This is a genomic window from Candidatus Dadabacteria bacterium, assembly GCA_009840385.1.
In the GTDB taxonomy this organism is placed as follows: Bacteria; Desulfobacterota_D; UBA1144; order Nemesobacterales; family Nemesobacteraceae; genus Nemesobacter; species Nemesobacter australis.
In genome coordinates, this window is record VXNX01000013.1 from 436,034 (window position 1) to 454,077 (window position 18,044).

General features: G+C 46.5%; 17 protein-coding genes and 2 tRNA genes. 6 read left to right on the plus strand and 13 right to left on the minus strand.

Annotation, left to right across the window (positions count from 1 at the left end; genetic code table 11):
• Window positions 1-384 precede the first annotated feature (384 nt).
• Window positions 385-2,067: a trypsin-like peptidase domain-containing protein gene (locus F4X55_06495; GenBank protein ID MYC40637.1), complete on the minus strand. Its 1,683-nt coding sequence runs from the start codon at window positions 2,065-2,067 to the stop codon at window positions 385-387.
• A 109-nt stretch (window positions 2,068-2,176) separates the two neighbouring features.
• Between F4X55_06495 and F4X55_06500 the strand changes: the two genes are divergently transcribed.
• From F4X55_06500 to F4X55_06515, 4 genes are all read left to right on the plus strand, one after another.
• Window positions 2,177-2,267: transfer RNA gene (locus F4X55_06500), tRNA-Ser, on the plus strand.
• A 239-nt stretch (window positions 2,268-2,506) separates the two neighbouring features.
• The gene (locus F4X55_06505) at window positions 2,507-2,722 is read left to right on the plus strand and encodes a helix-turn-helix transcriptional regulator (protein MYC40638.1); all 216 of its coding nucleotides are present in this window, start codon (window positions 2,507-2,509) and stop codon (window positions 2,720-2,722) included.
• A complete protein-coding gene (locus F4X55_06510; GenBank protein MYC40639.1) occupies window positions 2,715-3,662 on the plus strand; it encodes a hypothetical protein in 948 nt (315 codons plus the stop codon). Before F4X55_06505 ends, F4X55_06510 begins: the two co-directional genes overlap by 8 nt.
• Window positions 3,663-3,850: 188 nt before the next feature.
• Window positions 3,851-5,953 (plus strand): N-6 DNA methylase, encoded by a 2,103-nt coding sequence (locus F4X55_06515; GenBank protein MYC40640.1) that lies wholly within the window; start codon window positions 3,851-3,853, stop codon window positions 5,951-5,953.
• A gap of 78 nt (window positions 5,954-6,031) precedes the next feature.
• Here the strand turns inward: F4X55_06515 and F4X55_06520 are convergent, their stop codons facing one another.
• Entirely contained in the window at window positions 6,032-7,990 is a 1,959-nt protein-coding gene (locus F4X55_06520) for a VacB/RNase II family 3'-5' exoribonuclease (protein ID MYC40641.1), read from the minus strand.
• A 112-nt stretch (window positions 7,991-8,102) separates the two neighbouring features.
• Between F4X55_06520 and F4X55_06525 the strand changes: the two genes are divergently transcribed.
• Window positions 8,103-8,285 carry a hypothetical protein gene (locus F4X55_06525; GenBank protein MYC40642.1) on the plus strand — a complete coding sequence of 61 codons (183 nt, stop codon included), beginning with the start codon at window positions 8,103-8,105 and terminating at the stop codon, window positions 8,283-8,285.
• 38 nt (window positions 8,286-8,323) lie between these two features.
• Here F4X55_06525 and pilM read toward each other — a convergent pair whose 3' ends face one another.
• From pilM to amt, 8 genes are all read right to left on the minus strand, one after another.
• Window positions 8,324-9,385, minus strand: coding sequence for a type IV pilus assembly protein PilM (gene pilM / locus F4X55_06530; protein MYC40643.1), 1,062 nt, complete (start codon window positions 9,383-9,385; stop codon window positions 8,324-8,326).
• A gap of 39 nt (window positions 9,386-9,424) precedes the next feature.
• Window positions 9,425-9,787 (minus strand): hypothetical protein, encoded by a 363-nt coding sequence (locus F4X55_06535; protein ID MYC40644.1) that lies wholly within the window; start codon window positions 9,785-9,787, stop codon window positions 9,425-9,427.
• A complete protein-coding gene (locus F4X55_06540) occupies window positions 9,784-10,524 on the minus strand; it encodes a hypothetical protein (protein ID MYC40645.1) in 741 nt (246 codons plus the stop codon). The genes F4X55_06535 and F4X55_06540 overlap by 4 nt, the downstream gene beginning before the upstream one ends.
• Before the next feature lie 14 nt (window positions 10,525-10,538).
• Window positions 10,539-10,952 carry a helix-turn-helix domain-containing protein gene (locus F4X55_06545; GenBank protein MYC40646.1) on the minus strand — a complete coding sequence of 138 codons (414 nt, stop codon included), beginning with the start codon at window positions 10,950-10,952 and terminating at the stop codon, window positions 10,539-10,541.
• 125 nt (window positions 10,953-11,077) lie between these two features.
• A complete protein-coding gene (locus F4X55_06550; protein MYC40647.1) occupies window positions 11,078-11,518 on the minus strand; it encodes a DUF3574 domain-containing protein in 441 nt (146 codons plus the stop codon).
• A gap of 46 nt (window positions 11,519-11,564) precedes the next feature.
• A tRNA-Phe gene (locus F4X55_06555) sits at window positions 11,565-11,637 on the minus strand.
• A 180-nt stretch (window positions 11,638-11,817) separates the two neighbouring features.
• The gene (locus F4X55_06560) at window positions 11,818-12,924 is read right to left on the minus strand and encodes an outer membrane beta-barrel protein (GenBank protein MYC40648.1); all 1,107 of its coding nucleotides are present in this window, start codon (window positions 12,922-12,924) and stop codon (window positions 11,818-11,820) included.
• Window positions 12,925-12,985: 61 nt separating this feature from the next.
• Window positions 12,986-14,338, minus strand: a complete 1,353-nt coding sequence (gene amt / locus F4X55_06565; GenBank protein MYC40649.1) for an ammonium transporter — start codon at window positions 14,336-14,338, stop codon at window positions 12,986-12,988.
• A gap of 280 nt (window positions 14,339-14,618) precedes the next feature.
• Here amt and F4X55_06570 point away from each other — a divergent pair, with 280 nt between their 5' ends.
• Window positions 14,619-15,551, plus strand: coding sequence for a methionyl-tRNA formyltransferase (locus F4X55_06570; protein MYC40650.1), 933 nt, complete (start codon window positions 14,619-14,621; stop codon window positions 15,549-15,551).
• 6 nt (window positions 15,552-15,557) lie between these two features.
• Here the strand turns inward: F4X55_06570 and F4X55_06575 are convergent, their stop codons facing one another.
• The 3 genes from F4X55_06575 to F4X55_06585 all read right to left on the minus strand — a co-directional run bounded on the left by F4X55_06575 (window position 15,558) and on the right by F4X55_06585 (window position 17,895).
• Window positions 15,558-15,926, minus strand: a complete 369-nt coding sequence (locus tag F4X55_06575; protein ID MYC40651.1) for a hypothetical protein — start codon at window positions 15,924-15,926, stop codon at window positions 15,558-15,560.
• Window positions 15,910-16,776 carry an NAD(+)/NADH kinase gene (locus tag F4X55_06580; GenBank protein ID MYC40652.1) on the minus strand — a complete coding sequence of 289 codons (867 nt, stop codon included), beginning with the start codon at window positions 16,774-16,776 and terminating at the stop codon, window positions 15,910-15,912. The genes F4X55_06575 and F4X55_06580 overlap by 17 nt, the downstream gene beginning before the upstream one ends.
• Window positions 16,773-17,895, minus strand: a protein-coding gene (locus tag F4X55_06585; protein MYC40653.1) for a peptide chain release factor 2 whose coding sequence is annotated in 2 segments (ribosomal slippage) — window positions 16,773-17,846 and window positions 17,848-17,895 — 1,122 coding nt in all. Because the reading frame shifts where the segments join, the coding sequence is not laid out codon by codon here. Before F4X55_06585 ends, F4X55_06580 begins: the two co-directional genes overlap by 4 nt.
• Window positions 17,896-18,044: the final 149 nt, after the last annotated feature.

An 18,044-nucleotide genomic window follows, 5' to 3' on the forward strand; every position in this document is an offset into this window, starting at 1 on the left:
CAGAAGGAAGCACTTGACCTGTTGGGAATGGCGGAAGAAGATTTCTGGGGCAGTCTTGTCACCCAGCAATGTGATTGATGATGTCCGGAATCAGAAAATTCGCAAAATTGGAAAGCAGGTTCCAGAATTATTCCCTTTGTTTTTTTTCAGCAAGTTAAGGAAATCCCTATTTTTGTCCGAACTTCTATGGGAAGTTGTCCGTAATCTTGAACCGCAAACCAAATTTTTAGAAGTGCCCTGAATGCTATACTGGGTTCGGTGTGCCGAATATCAGGTTTTTCGCGCTTGAATTCTGTTTCAGCTCTTCGTTAGGAAAAGTCCGTATCCGAAGATCCGAGGGATACACATCCAGCTCCTTCCGGTGCCGCTCAGACAATTTGCCGGTTATTCACATCGAAAATCACTGTCTTCAATAAACCTTTTCATAGTTTCTGAGTTCGGCCCGTCCGAAGCATGCTGTTTCATGTAAGTCGGAATTCGGGTGTGAATAAACAGAGAAGCCGGTTTGGTAGGCTGCTGTCCAGACGGCCCGACGAAGTCGAATGCCTCCGAGGCCAGAGAAATCACCTCGCCTTCTCTGTTTAAAACCGGGCCGCCACTCATGCCGCCGCGAGAGGATGGCGAGAAGAATTCGGACAAATACTTCCGGGTTCCGCGATAAACGGCCGTGACTCCCTGCAGGTTTCCCGCCGGCCTGTAATCGGCGGCGGTGCCGATTACAATGACAGGGTCGCCACACCGAAGCGAAGAGGAATTGCCGATTTCAAGTTCTCTATATCCCGACAAGGCTCCCGGCGCCGTTTTTATAACGGCGATATCACATTTTCCCGGTTCGTTCTGTGTTTTGGAAACAGTACCCTTGTGAACTTCGCCGTCCGCTGTTGTAATGTAGACTTCCAATCCCGTTTCAGTGACCACGTGTCCCGCGGTGATGACGGTACTGTCGTCATATATAAAACCGGAACCAACTGATATTTCCGAGTCTGATGACACTTTCAGGCTCACGGCTCCTTCGCGCTCTCTTTTGTATACATCGTTCATGTGGTCAAACTGGTCGATCGGAAACGGGTTGTATTTGTCGCCGAACGCGTTATCCGTAGTTTTCCACTGGTTGTCATCCCTGTACTGACCGGCGTTTGCGGGTTCCCGAAGATCGGGAGCCGCGCTGTTGTTGTAAAGCTGTTTTAATTCCTCGGGATTCGACCCGAACTCGTAGGAACCGGGAATCGGCTGATAAAATGCGTAAACCCAGAGCTTTTCGGGCAGCCCACGTGTCGTGAAACCAAGAGGTATCTTTGTTCCGGATACCGTGGAGACCACTTCTCCATTGCGATTGAGTACGGGCCCTCCACTCATTCCTCCTATTACGGGCGCCAAATGGTATACTCTGTCGCGCGGCAAATCACATCTGGATTCCACCCTTCGGCAGTGTGACTCATCAAGCGCGGGTCCCATCGTAACGATCCATCCTCCAAGACCTGATGCTATGGAAGTCTGACCTATTACGATAAGCATGTCATCTTTTTCGGGTCTTGCGTCGGCGATTTTCAGAGGAACGGCATCAATCTCCCGCTCAAGCTTAAGCAGAGCCAAGTCGCTTGTTCCTGTTTTGTCATACCATGCGACTTCCGCGCCTATAGTTTCGCCGTCAAATGTCTGGACGTGCATGGTATTATAATTTTCATTTATCGAGTGCGCGGCTGTGACAACATGGCGAGGAGCTATAAGCCAGCCTGTTCCCAGTCTTCGACCTGATCTTATCCGCAATACCGAGCGGCTTATCTTCTTTACGGTTTCGTAATCATTTTCGGTCGGGGATATGTCCCCAAGGGCGCGACTGTCCAGGTTCGGATAGTAAATCTCTCTTTCGTATCCTCCCCGCTCGGGAAGGTCGCACTCTACGGGAGGTTCGTAACCGGGTGGCGGCGGTTCAGACGTTTCGCAGGAAACCGCCACCAGAAAGAAGATAGCAAGCAAAAACGGGAGGAAATTTCTTAAGCGGAATGTCATGACAAAGGTACTGGGGGGATCCATACCTTTCCTCCGTTTGGGTATCGCTTTTCCCATGTTACTGGTATTCTAACATTCTGACAGTAATTTAAAAAAGTCGGGACTCTGCCTGTTTTCGTAGATGTTGCCTTGCCCCTTGGGCTTCGGTAGCCTGTTTTGCGGGTTGGGAGGGATGGCCGAGTGGTTTAAGGCGCTGGTCTCGAAAACCAGTGGGGTCTTTTTGGCCCTCGTGGGTTCGAATCCCACTCCCTCCGCCAGTCAAAAAATTCAAACCAAACTCTCTCTCAATTCACAAGGCCAACAAGATTAAATCCTTCTTTTTTCCCTGCCCACAAAAGTAACCCCTTAGGATAAAAAATTGTCCTAACATCTGTGTTCCTCTCTAAAGAGAAAGCTCCCCAGCACCCTTTTTAATATAAAACTTATCTGCCAACTATAGTATGTAGAACTAAAGTTAGCAAGAACATATGCTTTAACAGCGTAAAGTCATAAGTTCATGAGTAAAACCACTCTAGAAAAATTTGGTCAGAAAGTACGGGAAGAAAGGCTTAAACAAGGACTTTCGCAAGAGGAGCTTGCTGCAAGGGCAAGAGTTCACAGAACTTACATTGGAATGATTGAAAGAGCTGAGAAGAACATAACTTTAGAAAACATAGAGAAGATTGCGACGGCTTTGAAGTTAAAAATAAATGACCTGTTAACATTTGAATAATACAAACAAAAACATCCTGAAAGATTTTGGAGTAAGTGAGCAAACCTTTTACGAAGCACTAAGGTCAAGTCCAAATGCAAGGGGCTATATACTAGGTGCTATCAGTGAGATATTGCTTAAAGACCACCTTGAAGCAAAAGGTTATAAAGTAGTTAGAATCAAGGAGAAACCGAGTGGTGGCAACAAAGCGAAAAATGACCAAGCAAGAGGCGATTTTTACATCAGAAAGAAGGGGAAAAAGGCCAAGAAGTGGCTAGTAATCGAAAGCAAAGGATTAAAAAGCAATTCCGAGTTTCGAGGTGGAAAACTTGATAATCCTAAGAAGGTTTTCAGATTTCTTAAAAATCGCATATTTAACGTGCAAACCAAAGAGGCAATTTTCAACAAAGGGTCTGATAAATATTCAAAGGCAAAGCTATCTTTCAAAAAGAAAAACCCGAGAAAAAGGTTTCCCGATTTCAAGTGGGACCATAATTTCCCTGGACCAGAATGCTATAATCTTGACGACCTTTGGAGCAATGAAGATGAACTTAAAGAATGGGTTTTTTCTCTAGACAAAAAATTTTTCACAGAAGATGCTTATAGAGATGTTGCAGGTGCTATTGCAATACTGGAAACTCACCAACCAACTAGAAGAAAAGGAATTAAAACCGATATAATTCAGGCTGCTCCACTCGTTAGTGATTTTAATATTATGAGTATCGATTTATTTTTGAGAACTGGAAAGCATGAGTTCGTATTTACAAACAGTGAAAAAATTAGTCATTCTCCAACATCACCGGAACATTTATATCAGAATTACACAATTGATATATTGGTCAAAGACAAAAAAGACAACCCTGTAATCCAACCTCCTTGGTATGATGATATTGATATTTGCATACAAGAAACGAACCCAATGTATAGAAAAATCGATCACTCGCAAATAGATGATAGGTAGTCAATTGCAACCCCTTATATATGTAGGCATTTGAAGACCGACCCCCAAATCTTAGCGAGATACAGAAGTTATTTACAATCCTGAAACACTTCTGTATTATCTCTTTTATTGCATCATTGATAATTAAATCCTAGTATTGGTGTGTACAGTAAACAGACCAAAATTCAGGTTTTCTATTAGTAAAAACTATGAGTCAAATTACACTTCCCTTATTTCCCCCTTCTGAGCAAACATCTTCCTTAGAAAAAAGCGATAAATTACTAAAAGTCTTTGAAGATGTTCATAACCATATTTACGCTAACGATGGCTTGTTCCCAGAACAGGCTTTGGAAGAAACAATAAAAATACTTTTTCTGAAAATTTTCGATGAAAAAAACAAAAAATTTGAATTCAAAATTACATCATCAGAGTATGAAAACATTATCAACGGGAAAAACGAAAGCGATTTTCTTAGCAGGCTCTACAAGCTACAAGAAAACACTTTTACTTATTTCTCGGACCTCTTTGAAAAAGATGAAAAAATAAAATTAAAAGATAATTCGCTTGCTTTTGTCTTCAATAAGCTTCAGAACATTGACCTTCTAAATTCTTCAAATGATGTTAAAGGTCTCGCTTTTCAAAAATTCATACATGCCTCGCAGAGAGTTGGGAGAGGACAATTCTTCACTCCTGAACAAGTGGTTAAACTGTGTGTTGAAATAATACAACCAAAATCAAACGAGAAAGTCCTAGATCCAGCTTGCGGAAGTGGGGGTTTCCTGAGTTCAACTTTGCAATATATCTACTTAAACGAACCTGGTAAAGCTAAAGATTTCGCTAGAAACAATGCTTATGGAATCGAGATAAACAAAACGGCCGCTACGGTCGCAAAAATGATGATGATTTTAGATGGCGACGGTTTCTGCAACATTATCCGACATGACTCATTATCTGATTGGAATAGTATTGATGCAGAATTAAATAAAACCAGCAAAACCAACTTAAAAACATATCGAAATTATTTTGATATTGTTCTCACAAATCCACCTTTCGGTACACAAGGCAAAATTACTAGTAAATCAATACTTAAAAACTTTGACTTAGGTTACAAATGGAATGAATTTGATTCTAAGTTTTACAAAAGCGGGGACCTGTTGCATGGACAGGTCCCGGAAATCTTATTCATTGAAAGATGTTTAAAGTTTTTAAAACCTGGAGGTAGAATGGCAATCGTTTTACCCAATGGTGATTTTGAGAACTCTAGCCTTTCTTATCTTCGTAATTATATAAAAGAACAAGCGGATGTGCTTGATATTATCAAGCTACCTCAAGAAACATTTATTCCATCGGGTACAGGAGTGAAAACCTCTATTTTATTTTTAAAAAAGAAAAACGATGAAAAACCAACTGAAAAAATATATTTTGCTCAAGTAACAAAATTGGGCTATGCAGGAAACAAGAATGGGTCTTTAATTTATAAAAAAGATAATTCAGGAAATATACAAAAAAATGAAAAAGGAGAATTCAAAGTAGATGAGGATATTTCTGATGTTATTTCTTCATACATAAATTTCAAAAAAGATAAAAAATTTAATAACACTGAAAATGCCTTTTTGATAAATAGAGACGACTTAAACTACATGCGACTGGATTTCGAGTTTTATAAACCGAGCTACAGAGAAACCGAGAAAATTCTTCTAAAAAATGGTGCTAAAAGACTTGGAAATTTACTGGATATAAAAAAAGCGAAGTCAAGCAAACTTAAGCAAAGAAATCTCACCGTTCGCTATGTAGAATTGTCCGACATTAGCACACAGTACAATGAAATAACAAATGCGACAGAGCAGCTTGTTCATGAGTTACCAAGCAGAGCATCATACGAATTAAAAGAGGGTGACATAATCACCGCTGTAGCGGGCAACTCCATTGGTACAAATAACCATGTTTCAGCATACGTAACAAAAAAATATGATGGCTGTATTTGTACAAACGGATTTAGAGTTTTCAGTAAAAGAAAAAGAAATACACTAGACAAAGAATCCTTATATCAACAGGGTTCTAATTTTGACGAAGAAGTATTAAACCCATTTTATCTATTATATTTTCTTAAGTCTAAATATTTTCTCGACCAAGTGTATCGATTCAGAACCGGGGCTGCCATACCATCATTGTTAGATTCTGATTTACTTAATATTTTGATTCTAGTCCCAAGCAAAGAGGAACAGAATAGAATAGGAAAGATCGTAAAAAAGGGTTTTGAGCAGAGAAGAAAATATCAAGATCAAATTAACAACTTAAAAATTAACATATAGTCTAGAAAGAAATTATTGCAAAAGTCAGCAAACTGGAAGAAGGGTCACCAAAGTAGAACGAAAAACTTGAATGGGCACCTAAGACGCAAGATCAAAAGTGAGCCTTCTTCTTTCCAGGTCAGCTGACACGAGTTTTACGCGAACATCCTCTCCGAGTTCAAACCACTTCCTTTTCTTGCCCTTGTGTTTGTAAAGGTGCTCGGGGATGAGTCCTTCGACGAAGTGTTCCTTTATTTCTATGAATACTCCGAAGGGATGTATGCTGAGTATTTTCCCGTGGAATACTTCGCCCACGCGAGTTTTCATGAAATTCGCAGTCTCGAGGTTCATGAACTGACGTTCCGCGCCCTCTGCCGCCCTCTCCAGAATCGAGCAGCGTTCGGCAATCTTTTTGAGAAGAGCGGAATCGTAGGAAGGGTCTTTTTTTTCCAGTATATCGTCGACAATCCTGTGAACAACAAGATCGGGATACCTTCTTATGGGCGAAGTGAAGTGGGTGTAATCATCTATCGCAAGACCGAAATGGGGAACATGCTTTGTCGAGTAGACAGCTTTTTTAAGCGCGCGCAGAATCATGAAATTTATCTGTTCCCGGTCCCGTCTTCCCGAAGCGGTCTTCATCACCGCCTGAATGTCAGGCTGTTTTGCTCTTGCTCCCAGGTTCGCCTTGATTCCTATTTTGAGAAGGCTTTCGCGCAACTGCTTTATTGAATCCGGGTCAGGAGGCTCATGAATTCTGTAGATCGATTCGAAACCGTTTCTAAAGACAAAGTCCGCAACTACGGAGTTAGCCATGATCATGAACTCCTCTATTATCTCGTGGGCCGTGTTTCGCTTAAACCTGTCGACGTCTCTTACCTCTCCTGAGGAATTGCGAAGCAGCACAGCCTCGGGAAAATCGAAGTCAAGACCGCCTTTTCCGATTCTAAGCTCCTTGAGCTTGCCATAGAGCTCTCTCATCACAAGCAGGGAAGAAGTTATGCTTTTGCTAAGTGAGGAGGAGGCAGTACCATTTCCCTCCAAAACGGCCGCGGCCTTGGAATAGGTGAGCCTCGCGGAGCTTTTTATCACGCTGTTGTATATCCTTGAGTCTTTAAGTCTTCCCGAGGAATCAAAATCCATCTCGACTGTTTTGGTAAGCCGTCTTTTTCTCGGTCGCAGGCTGCAGAGATCATTCGAGAGCCGCTTGGGAAGCATGGGAATAACCCTGTCCGAGAGATAAGTGCTGGTGGCCCTGCGCGCGGCCTCCTCATCGCACGCGCTCCCGGAAAGCACGTAATGAGAAACATCCGCTATGCTTACCCAGAGTCTGTATCCCTTGCCCTTGCGGATTCTTTTTATGCCCACCGCATCGTCAAAATCCTTTGCGTCATCCCCGTCTATGGTGAAAATGGTTTCCCCCTCAAGATTCACCCTCGCCGAAAGATCACCGTTTGAGAATTCCGCGTTCAGGTTGCCGACCTCTTTGATCACGTTGCGCGAAAAACCCTTCGGAAGACTGTACTCGGAAATAATCCCTTTTTTCTCGGTTTCGATTTCTCCAGATATCCCAAGACGCTCGGTCACTCTCGCCGATGTTTTCCCAAGCCCAATCTCTATAACCACGAGTTCCCCGTCGGAGAAGCTCCTTTTCCCCCCTCTGCTTTCAATCTCACACTCGGGAATCTCCGTCTTTCTCGGGCATGCAACAAAACCCCTTGGGGTTTTTCGCAGGTCGGCCAAAACCCTCAGGGAGTTCCCGTTTGACAGGCCGTTTGACCCGATCTTTTTCCGGTTCCCGTTTAAAGTGTGACCGGGAAAATTCGGACGCCGGTGATCTTTCCCGGCGGATTTTTTCCCGTATTTTCCAAGGCGGTAGCGCCCTTTGGAGGTCCTTTTGATCGTACCCTCAAGAACCATGCGCTCAAGTGTAGCACGGAGGTTTTTTCTTTTTCTCTCGGGTATCTTAAGCTCCCGGAGAATTTTTTGCTCGGAGAGGCTTTTGCCCTCTTTTTCGCTAAGCAGCCTCAGTACCCGTGACTCCCTTTTACTCAACATTGTATTAGTTCAGCTCTCCAGCCGCGGTGATTCCCTGTTTTAAGAATTGAAATTTGCGCGGTCTTATATACAATAGTGCCGTTTTTATTAATTCTGCTTACTGGAGTTTCGTATGCTTAGAACAAACATCCTCGGAGGAATTCTTATAACCGCACTCGTTCTCTTTATAATCGGTTTCGGAATTTCCCTCAAATTTTCACTTGACTGGTCTTTTTACTTCAAGACTCTCTCGGTAGTCGGCGCGGTCGCGCTTGCGGTTTCCTTGATAATCCACCTTATACCTTCAAGAAACTGATCTGGTACGCGGAATTTCTTACCAGTTTTTTCTCCTATTCACAAACCCCTAAGCGCAAGGCCTACTGCAACTGTCATCTTCGGGGCCAGATGCTCGATGTACTCCGAGTCAAAACGCGAATCCGAAACAGCGATATTGCGAAAAGGATTTGAAATCTCAACTGATGTCCCCGTAGCATCCCCTAACGCGTCAGGCATGGTAGCGATCTTGGAAGATCCCCCAGAAAGGATTATGCGGGCAAGCCCGCCTCCTGCATCGTCCAGAAACGTTTTTATCTCACCCACGGCACGGGCGACAAAATCGGCGAAAACAGAGGTTATCTCATCATATCTGCCGTAACCCTTTATGCTGCACTTTATTCTCTCCGCCTCCTCATAGGTGATCTTGAACTTCTCCATAAGGCGGAGCGTGACCCATTGCCCTCCAAACGGAATGTCTCTCAGCATGAAAGGCACGCCGTCGTCCAAAACGCTCAGATTGATCACCGACGCCCCAATGTCTACAAGTGCCACTTTCTCGCCGCGAACTGCACAGGAAACCGCGTAGGCGTTTGAAAGGGCCATGGCGTCAATATCAATTACCCGAGCGCGAAGGCCCGCGGTGGAAACCAAGTTTTTATATCCCTGCGCCGTTTTTTTCGAAACCGCAGCGATCAGCACCGGGACCTCCGCTGATTTTCCGTTGCGCCGGAAAAGCGGAGTATAGCTGTAATTAACCCCGCCAACGTTTCTCCGAAGACTGGTGCTCACAAGGTCCGGAACAAGCTTTTCCATGTCATTTCTGAGAAGAGTTTTGGGAACACTGACGATTTTTAAAGCAACGGCTTCGCCGGAGAGACCTATGGCTACCCTTCTTGCCTTTATGCCGAGTTTTGAAACAAGATTTGAGATGACCGCCGAAACCACGTCTCCCTTTGAAACCGACTTGCCGGTTATAGCGCCGCTTGGGAGCATAGCCTCTCCAATATTCTCAAGCCGGTAATTTCCGCCCTCGTAGGCAAATTCCACGACCTTAACGGAATTTGAACCTATATCCACTCCAACCATGGAGTCTTTCCCCTCGGAGGACGAATCCGGGCGGTGAAGTTTGCCAAAAGCCAATTTTTTAAACGGAGAAATCAACAAAACGAGGATGGAAGACTACTCTTCCAAAAGGTCGTAATATATTTGTACTTCCCTGGAATGGGCTTCCGGGGGAAGATTATCGAAACTGGCCGTGAAGAAAAAGCTTTGCGCCGGATCAAGTATATCCCCTTCTTCAACAAGGGCAGAGGTTGCGGCAAGGGCGTTTCCGTCCGAATCCTTCACGAAGATAACAACATAGACCGACTGCACGGGGAAATTCGCCGTGTTCACGACGGCGCCGTTAAAATCCACGCTCCCGTCAAAGTTCTCAGTCTCGAGAACGGGCCCGTCAAGCTCGACGGCGGATTCTTCCGCGATACAGGCCGCAAGGAAAAGAACCCCAAAAACAAAGGATATTATCAGAAAACTTTTTTTCATTTTTCCGGTTTAGTACCCACGTTTGAAATCGAAATGACGTTCCTTGAGTCCGCGGTTTTTTCCTCCGGAGATTTTTTATCCTCCGAAGCGTGATCTTCTATTATGTCTCCTAGCACCTTGTGCATAAGCTTAAGGGCACTTATGGAGTGTTCCTTCAGGTAACCCTCTCCGCCAAAAGGTATCTCTTCTTTTCTCCTTCTGAGAAACAGATGAAGAATGAAGGCCTGGTTGTTAAGCACCACTAAAATGGCTACATAAAGCAAAAAGTTGTCGGCGAAGACCTTTTTCATCAACGTTTTCGTATCGGAGTCGATTTTAACTATGCCGAGCGGCCCGTCGGCCTGCGGAGCGAGAAACGGAACGGAAACGGAAATCTTCCCTGCATATTTCTCAACCGAGTATCCCTCGGGAGGATAAGAATTTTCCAGAAAATGCCCGGAAGCTATTTCATTTTCTCCCTGTTTCGTAAAAGTGACGCTGAAAAACTTTGGGGAAACGCCGAAAGTGTTAAACAGTTTTTCCCTGCCCAGCCTTTCGTCAAGAAAAAGATAGAATTCGTCGCTTGTGGATGCTTCCCCATGGTCTCTGTAAAAGGTGGTTGCCTGGTCCCCTATTGTTTCGGCAATAGCTCGTGTCCTCGTGACGAATTCTTTTTTCGCGTTGTCAAACTGGAAATAAAACACCACCCCTATAAGGGCGATAATGCCCAATTCAACCATGGATATTTTGAACAACAATCCAAGTTTTTGGTTCAGGCGCATTTTACGAATTCTTCAAGTATCTTGCGTAATTTTTTGTCTTGGGAATGACGGAGAAGCATGAATATCATTCCGGCAAAATCCTTTTTTATCTCTCCGTCAAGGCTTCTGTAAAGCTTAACGAGCATCTTCTCCTCGTTTGTGAGAACCTCGAGTTCCTGCTCGGATATGGCTTCTTTATCGATGAATCTTTTGAGTCTCTCAGCCCTTGAAACGCTCCATATTTCTTCAACCTTGACCCCCAATATTGAAGATATCTGCCGGCAGCGATCAAGAGAGGGTGCGTCAACCTTCCCTGTCTCAAGCTGATGTATATACACGCTTGAAACGTCAAGAGATCGAGCTAGATTCTCCTGTGTAATTTTTTTTCTCTTCCTTATCCTCTTTAGATAATCTCCAAATTTCATTTAAAACTCCTCCGAGAATAAAATAGTCCTATGTATGGCAAGTTTAACCTAATGTATATAACAAAACAACTTGGCAAGACGCACCTCGGCTAAGACAGTTTAAAAACCTGGAACAGAAAAAAGAATCAGAACGACGCGCAGGTGGCTTTAACCTCGCGCAAAACCCCCTGCTGGGAGAACCTCTGCTTGTACTCCTCGATAATCCTGTCTATTCCGGGAGCGGAGTCGGCATCAGGCGGGACGAGTATTATAAGTACCTTAGTATCCTCTTTTATCAGATTTCCTGCGGAGTCCGTGTACTGTCCATAGGCATCTAAGACGGTAAGACCGGCTGGAAACTCCACAGTGATGGTATCTTCGAGAAAACCTTCCCACTGCTGATCACTAACGACCTGGGGATTATCCGCATCTCCACGCCCGAAAAAAAGCCTGTATTCGGTATAGGGTTCGGTGCCGTCAGGACATGGGTTTGTCTGTGCCTCGGAAGAACATGAAAGGATAAGAGCGCAAGCCGCAAGAGCGACAACAGTGGCGAGAGCGCCAGACATCCGATTAAGCTTCGACATAAATCACCTCGCTCAAGTGTCCCTGTAAGAACGTGACAAAATGATGTGCCCGGAGGCGGAATCGAACCACCGACACGAGGATTTTCAGTCCTCTGCTCTACCAACTGAGCTATCCGGGCAGAAACAAACGGGCTTTAATTCTACCCGAAGAAAATATTTCGTTTCAAGAAAGAGTGCCTCTTCGTTCATAAACAAAGGGGCCTCGGCCTTTTTTAAAAGAACCGAAGCCCCCCTGAACACAGAAAAAAGAGGTATGGAGAGATGGTTTTTTCTTCTGCGTTGTGGTTGTTTTCCTTTATCTATACGTCAAGCCAGTAAAGAAGCTGTACGGCAAATCCGTGCTGATCATCTCCTCCGGCGAAATAAGCGTCGTCTCCGTCTGCCTTGTCGTACCTGTACTCAAGTCTCGTCTCGAAGTTCCCCACGGACTCGAAAGGAGTCAATATGAGCGTTGAGGTAAACTCGTAAAGCTTGACGCCCGCCAAACCCGTGAAGTTTCCGTCATCGTCATAGTTTCTTATTTCCTCGTCATCAACATATTCACCCCTGAGAGCGAGTGACATGGAGTCCGCAAGACTCACTATCGCGTAACCAGCAAAACCCCAGCGGTCTCCGCCGTAGTCATGCGACGTATACTCGAAATCGGCTATCAAGGTGACTTTCTCCATGAGGGTCATGGTACCAACGACCGTGACAAGGGTCCTAGTATCGCCGTCAGTATCGCCGAAGTATCCAGTAACGCCGAGCCAGCCGTCGTTTGGCAGATTAAGCGCGATCTGGCCTTCAAATGTCTTGCCGTCGTCTTCATCATCAAGCGCATCCCAGTCGTTGCTCAGGCCAAGCGCGAAATCAAGCGATCCGGCACTGAAGGTGGCGCGCACACCGCTATGCGCAAACGGAATCCTGTAGAAAAGCAGGGATCTCGTTATGTTGGTGTTGTCCTTGGCTTCTATAAGCTCCCAGCCGGCAAGCGTGGTGAACTGACCTGCGTAGACGTTAAGACCGCTTCCGGCCCCGGGAATGAGCACGTTTATGTAAGCCTGGTAAGGGCTTACCGCGCCGTCACCATCGCTGTTAAAACCGAAGCCGAGCCGCTCGGCCTGCTCGCCGAAAAGAACATCAGCCCTGAAACCCACCTGATCCATCACTCCTTCGCCGACGGTTGGAACCTTTTCAAGCGAAAGGGTGAAGGCATCTATCGAAAAATCGTTATGCTCGGGATAAAGGCCCCTCTCGTCGATCCCCTCTCCGACTTCCCCATCCGAAATATACTGATAGGTCGTGTCGAGCGAAACGCCGATCCCAATCGAATTTCCGATATCAACGGCGTTTGCCCTAGGGGCCGTAAACTGGGCCCCCAGCAGCAAAACCGTTGCGATCATCAATTTAGAAACTATACTTCTCATTTTTTCTCCTCCTTTAAGAGAGTTGTTTTTTCTCTACTTTTTTTCCTGTTCTAATACTTGATTAAACCTGCGATACGGCTTGGAAATCCGGATAGGACTCCATTCCATGCTCGGTTATGTCGAGTCCTCTTCTCTCCTCTTCCTCGCTCACTCTTATGCCTATAGCCATCTTTATTGCATAGAAAATGATGAAGGCACAGACAACCGTGAAGACTCCGTAGGCCACAACTCCGATAAACTGGGTCACAATGCTGAAATCAGGTCCTCCGAAAATTCCCACGGCAAGCGTTCCCCATACACCGCAGACTAGGTGAACGGAAATCGCACCCACCGGGTCATCTATTCTTATCTTGTCAAAGAAGCTGACCGCGAAGACCACGATTATTCCGGCCACAAGTCCTATGATGACGGCCTCTCCGGGACTGACCACGTCAGCTCCCGCCGTGATTCCCACAAGACCGGCGAGCACACCGTTTAGGGCCATGGAGAGATCAGGGTACTTAAAGGTTCCCCACGACGTGAAAGCCGCTCCCAAGGCGCCCGCAGCAGCCGCAAGCGAAGTCGTCACTATGACCAGCGAAATAAGTTTCGGATCCGCGCTCAGAACCGAACCGCCGTTAAAACCGAACCATCCCATCCAGAGCAGGAATACACCAATAGCAAGAAGAGGTAGCGAGTGACCCGGAATCGGCCTCATCGCTCCCGAGGCAAGGTATTTCCCGACACGCGGGCCGAGAAGATACGCCCCGACAAGTCCTCCCCATCCGCCGACGCTGTGAACGAGCGTGGAACCGGCGAAATCATAGAAACCCATCTGATCAAGCCATCCGCCGCCCCACTTCCAGGATCCCGCTATGGGATATACGATCGCAACGAATACAGTTGCGAAAATGAGGAAGCTTGAAAGCTTTATACGTTCCGCGACCGCTCCGGAAACGATAGTGGCCGCCGTCGCGGCAAACATCGCCTGGAATATGAAATCTGTGTAGTAGGTGTAACCACCATCGGCATATTCTATGAGCCCCTCAGCCCCTGCCGGCGATGAAATACCGAAACCCGCAAACCCGAAGATCCCGCCGCCTATAAGGTTGAAGTCCCCCGGGTACATAAGGTTAAAGCCCATAAGGGCATAAGTGAGAATACCCGCCGAGATGATGAACGTGTTTTTAAACAGTATGTTTACTGTGTTCTTCGATCTGGTAAGTCCGGTCTCAAGAGCGGCAAATCCGAGATGCATTATAAAAACAAGAAAAGTAGCAAGTAGCATCCATACGTTGTTCGCCACAAAGACTGAGTGCGCAGAACCGTCTGACGCAAAAGCCGAATAGCCCCCCAGAACAATAAAAGCGAAAACCGAGAGAAACAGCACGCGGCTGCATCCGAAAGGTTTTCTCAAGAAATCTGCGATATTCATAACCAACTCCTCCATTGTTTGGACAATTTTCTTCTCAACACTTTCTGCAATTAAGAGGCCAAAAAAACAAAAGGCGGATGATGTTCAACTTAACTCTCTGAAATAATTAGAAAAAATTAAATTCTCAACACCCACGGATTTTCAAGTAGACTTAGAGTTTGAGAACCATGCCTAAAAAATGTGCACCGCATGCACCGAAAAAAACCGCTTGGAACAAAAATCGCGCGCGGGCACAAAGAATGGAGACCGAAGCAATCGCTTCTCGCAAGAACACGGAAAAATGAAAATTCTTTTCGCAGGAACGCCGGAATTTGCCGTACCATCCCTCGCGGCACTTTGCGACTCCCCCCACGAGGTCATCGGACTTCTCTCGAGGCCGGACAGGCCGAGGGGCAGGAGCCGAAAGCCCGTATGGACAGAGACAAAGAAATTCGCCAGAGAGCGCGGAGTACCCGTTTTTCAGCCCCAGGACTTAAAAACGCCAGAGTTCGGGGAAACCCTCAAAGCCCTTTCCCCCGACCTGATAGCGGTCGTGGCCTACGGAGAGATATTCCCCGCAACCGTGCTGAACATACCCCCGCTTGGCTGCGTAAACGTTCACGCGTCTCTGCTTCCCAGCTACAGGGGCGCAGCCCCCATTAACTGGGCCATAGCAAAAGGAGAGAGGAAAACGGGAGTCACCATCATGCTGATGGACGAGGGAATGGACACTGGAGACATCCTCACTCAAAGGGATGTTCCGATAGGGGAGGAGGAAACCGCGGAGGAACTTTCAAAAAGACTTTCGCTTGAGGGAGCCGGGCTTCTTCTAGAAACGATCGACCGCGTCGCAAGAAATGACATATCGCCCGTAAAACAGAACTCAGATACAGCTACCTATGCTCCTCTTCTCTCGAGAAAAGACGGCGAGATTGACTGGAGCCAGAACGCAGAAGAGATAAAAAACCTAGCAAGGGCGATGACTCCGTGGCCGTGCGCCCACACAACTCTGGGAGGAAAGAACCTCAAGATATTCAGGGCGCTTGCGGGCACGGGAAAAGGGAGTCCCGGAGAGATAGTATCGGTGGGGGGCGAGAGTCTTGATGTTGCCGCGGGTAAGGGAATTGTTCGCATATTGTCCCTTCAGATCGAAGGCGGGAGAAAAATGGACGCCTCAGAATTCATAAGGGGGAAAAAAGACCTTCAGGAAGGACAGTTCATGGGGGTTGTCTGAAGTTCTCTATGTCCTGATTGAGATTTCGAAAGTTCCTATGTTCACTTTGCCCGCGAGTCCGCATTTCCAGCAAAGATCCGTAACTTGAGTTTTTAACTTCGCGGGAACCAGCAGAACCAGCTGGGCGGAAAGGGCCGAGAGTTCCTTCCAGTATTCGCTTCTTTTCTCGTCGATAGTGGCTTCAGTCTCAACTTCCATTATCTGCACGACCTGTCCGTAGGAACCGAGAATTATGTCGGGGAAAAAACCCTCGAACTCGCAAAGCTGCTCTCCCCCGGGGTTGGTACGGATCTCCTTGTAAAGCGAGGAGTACTTGTGCTCCACCTGCTTTATTACCCAGTCATGCATGAACCTCTGGTCACTCGGAATTTTCATATCTCCCGCTCCACATAAGTTTTGTTTTCAGGATATTGAAATAATCCCTGAAAGGGGATTTTATGATATTCACGAAAGACTCAGAACCTTCAAGTATAACCTCGTCTCCGAGAGAAAGAGGCACTCCCACCTGACCGTCAAGCGTGAGGTAGGTGTTCTGTATGTCGGTAAGCACCTTCGTCCTTATCTTTTTCGTGTTGGGCACCACAATGGGCCTGTTGGTCAGAATGTGCGGACATATGGGAGTAACGGTTATCACAGGCAGCGTGGGGTAGATTATCGGTCCGCCCGCAGAAAGAGAGTAAGCGGTTGAACCGGTCGGAGTCGCGAAGATGATTCCGTCAGCCTTAAAAGTAGTTACGTATCTTTCTTCTATATATATGGAGAGGTCCACTACCTTGGAAATGGGACCGTTGTTTATCACGATATCGTTTAGCACCGTGAATTCTTCCTGCTCTCCGTCCTTTCTGACCACGGAGCACGATATCATATCTCTTCTCTCGATCTCGTAATCTCCGGCGACCACTTTTTCCATCATCGGAAAAAACTCGTCCACGGTAAATTCCGTTAAAAATCCGAGCCCGCCGAGGTTGCAGCCGAGTATCGAAACGTCCTGTCCCTGCGCTATGCGGGAGACCCATATAAAGGAGCCGTCGCCGCCGAACACAACTATTATGTCGACAGCCTCGGCCAGATCCGGCTCCGCAAGCAGGTTTTCCGCTTCTATATTGCGGCCGAGGTTCTGCTCGACGAAAAACTCTATGCCCCTTTCACCAAGCCACTCGCACAACCGCCTGGCGATTTCGTAGACTTCCGCACTGTCCTTTTTCCCCGTTATACCGAATTTCAAGTTGCTTCCTCCCTTTGATTTTCGGTCGCTTCATGCAAAAGATATGATTCTATGAAATCTTCTATCTGTCCGTCAAGTACCGTGTCAACTCCAGAGGACTCGAAATCTGTTCGGTGATCCTTAACCATGCGGTAAGGATGCATGACGTATGACCTTATCTGACTTCCCCAGCCGATCTCTTTTTTCGAGGAATTCAGCTCCTCTTCTTTCTGCCTTTCCTCCATTCTGCGCAACTCATAGAGCCTCGCCTTGAGTATCCTCAGGGCGCTTTCCTTGTTCTGGCGCTGGGATCTCTCGTTCTGGCAACTGACCGCGACCCCAGTGGGCAGGTGGGTGATGCGAACCGCAGAATCAGTCTTGTTAACGTGCTGGCCTCCCTTTCCGCTTGCGCGGTAAGTATCGATCCTGAGATCTTTTTCCTCTATGTTCACCTCTATGGAATCATCTATTTCGGGAGAAACAAAAACCGAGGCAAACGACGTGTGCCTCCTTTTGTTCGAATCAAACGGGGAGATCCTCACCAGCCTGTGAACCCCCGTCTCCGCCTTGAGATAACCGAAGGCAAACTTCCCTTGGGCAAGAATAGTGGCGCTTTTTATGCCGGCTTCCTCTCCGTCCTGAGTTTCAAGCAGCTTTGCGGAAAATCCTTTCCTCTCCACGTATCGAAGGTACATGCGGAGAAGCATCTCGGCCCAGTCCTGAGCCTCGGTTCCCCCGGCTCCGGCATTTACGGATATGATAGCGTTTCGCGCGTCGTCGGGGCCACCGAGAATCCGGGCGAACTCAAGCTCGGAAAGCCTCGCGTCAACAGACGCAAGCATGTTGTGGGCTTCTTCAATTGAATCGGGGTCGTCTTCACCGACCGCGAGTTCGAAAAGGCATGTCGCATCCTCCATGTCGGAGCGGAGCTTCTCGAATCCCGAAACGCAGTCCTTGATTTCGGACTGCTCCTGAAGCGTTTTGCGCGCTAGCTCGGAGTTATCCCAAAATCCGGGACCCGCTGTAATTTCTTCAAGCTCTTTGAGTCTTTCAGTTTTGCCAGGCAGGTCAAAGACAGTCTCCTGTCCTGTGGATTCTGCTTCTCAGATCTTCTATAAGACTGCGCAATTCTTCTTTCATCTAAGATGCCTCCTTAAACGCACCGAAAGATAGTACGCAAATAACCAGCGAATTCAAAAAAAACGGCACGGAAATCAATTGAAACAGCGTACGTTTGTGGGTATTTTATCCGCTTTGATTCAATCCCTTAACTATGCGAGGAGAAACAC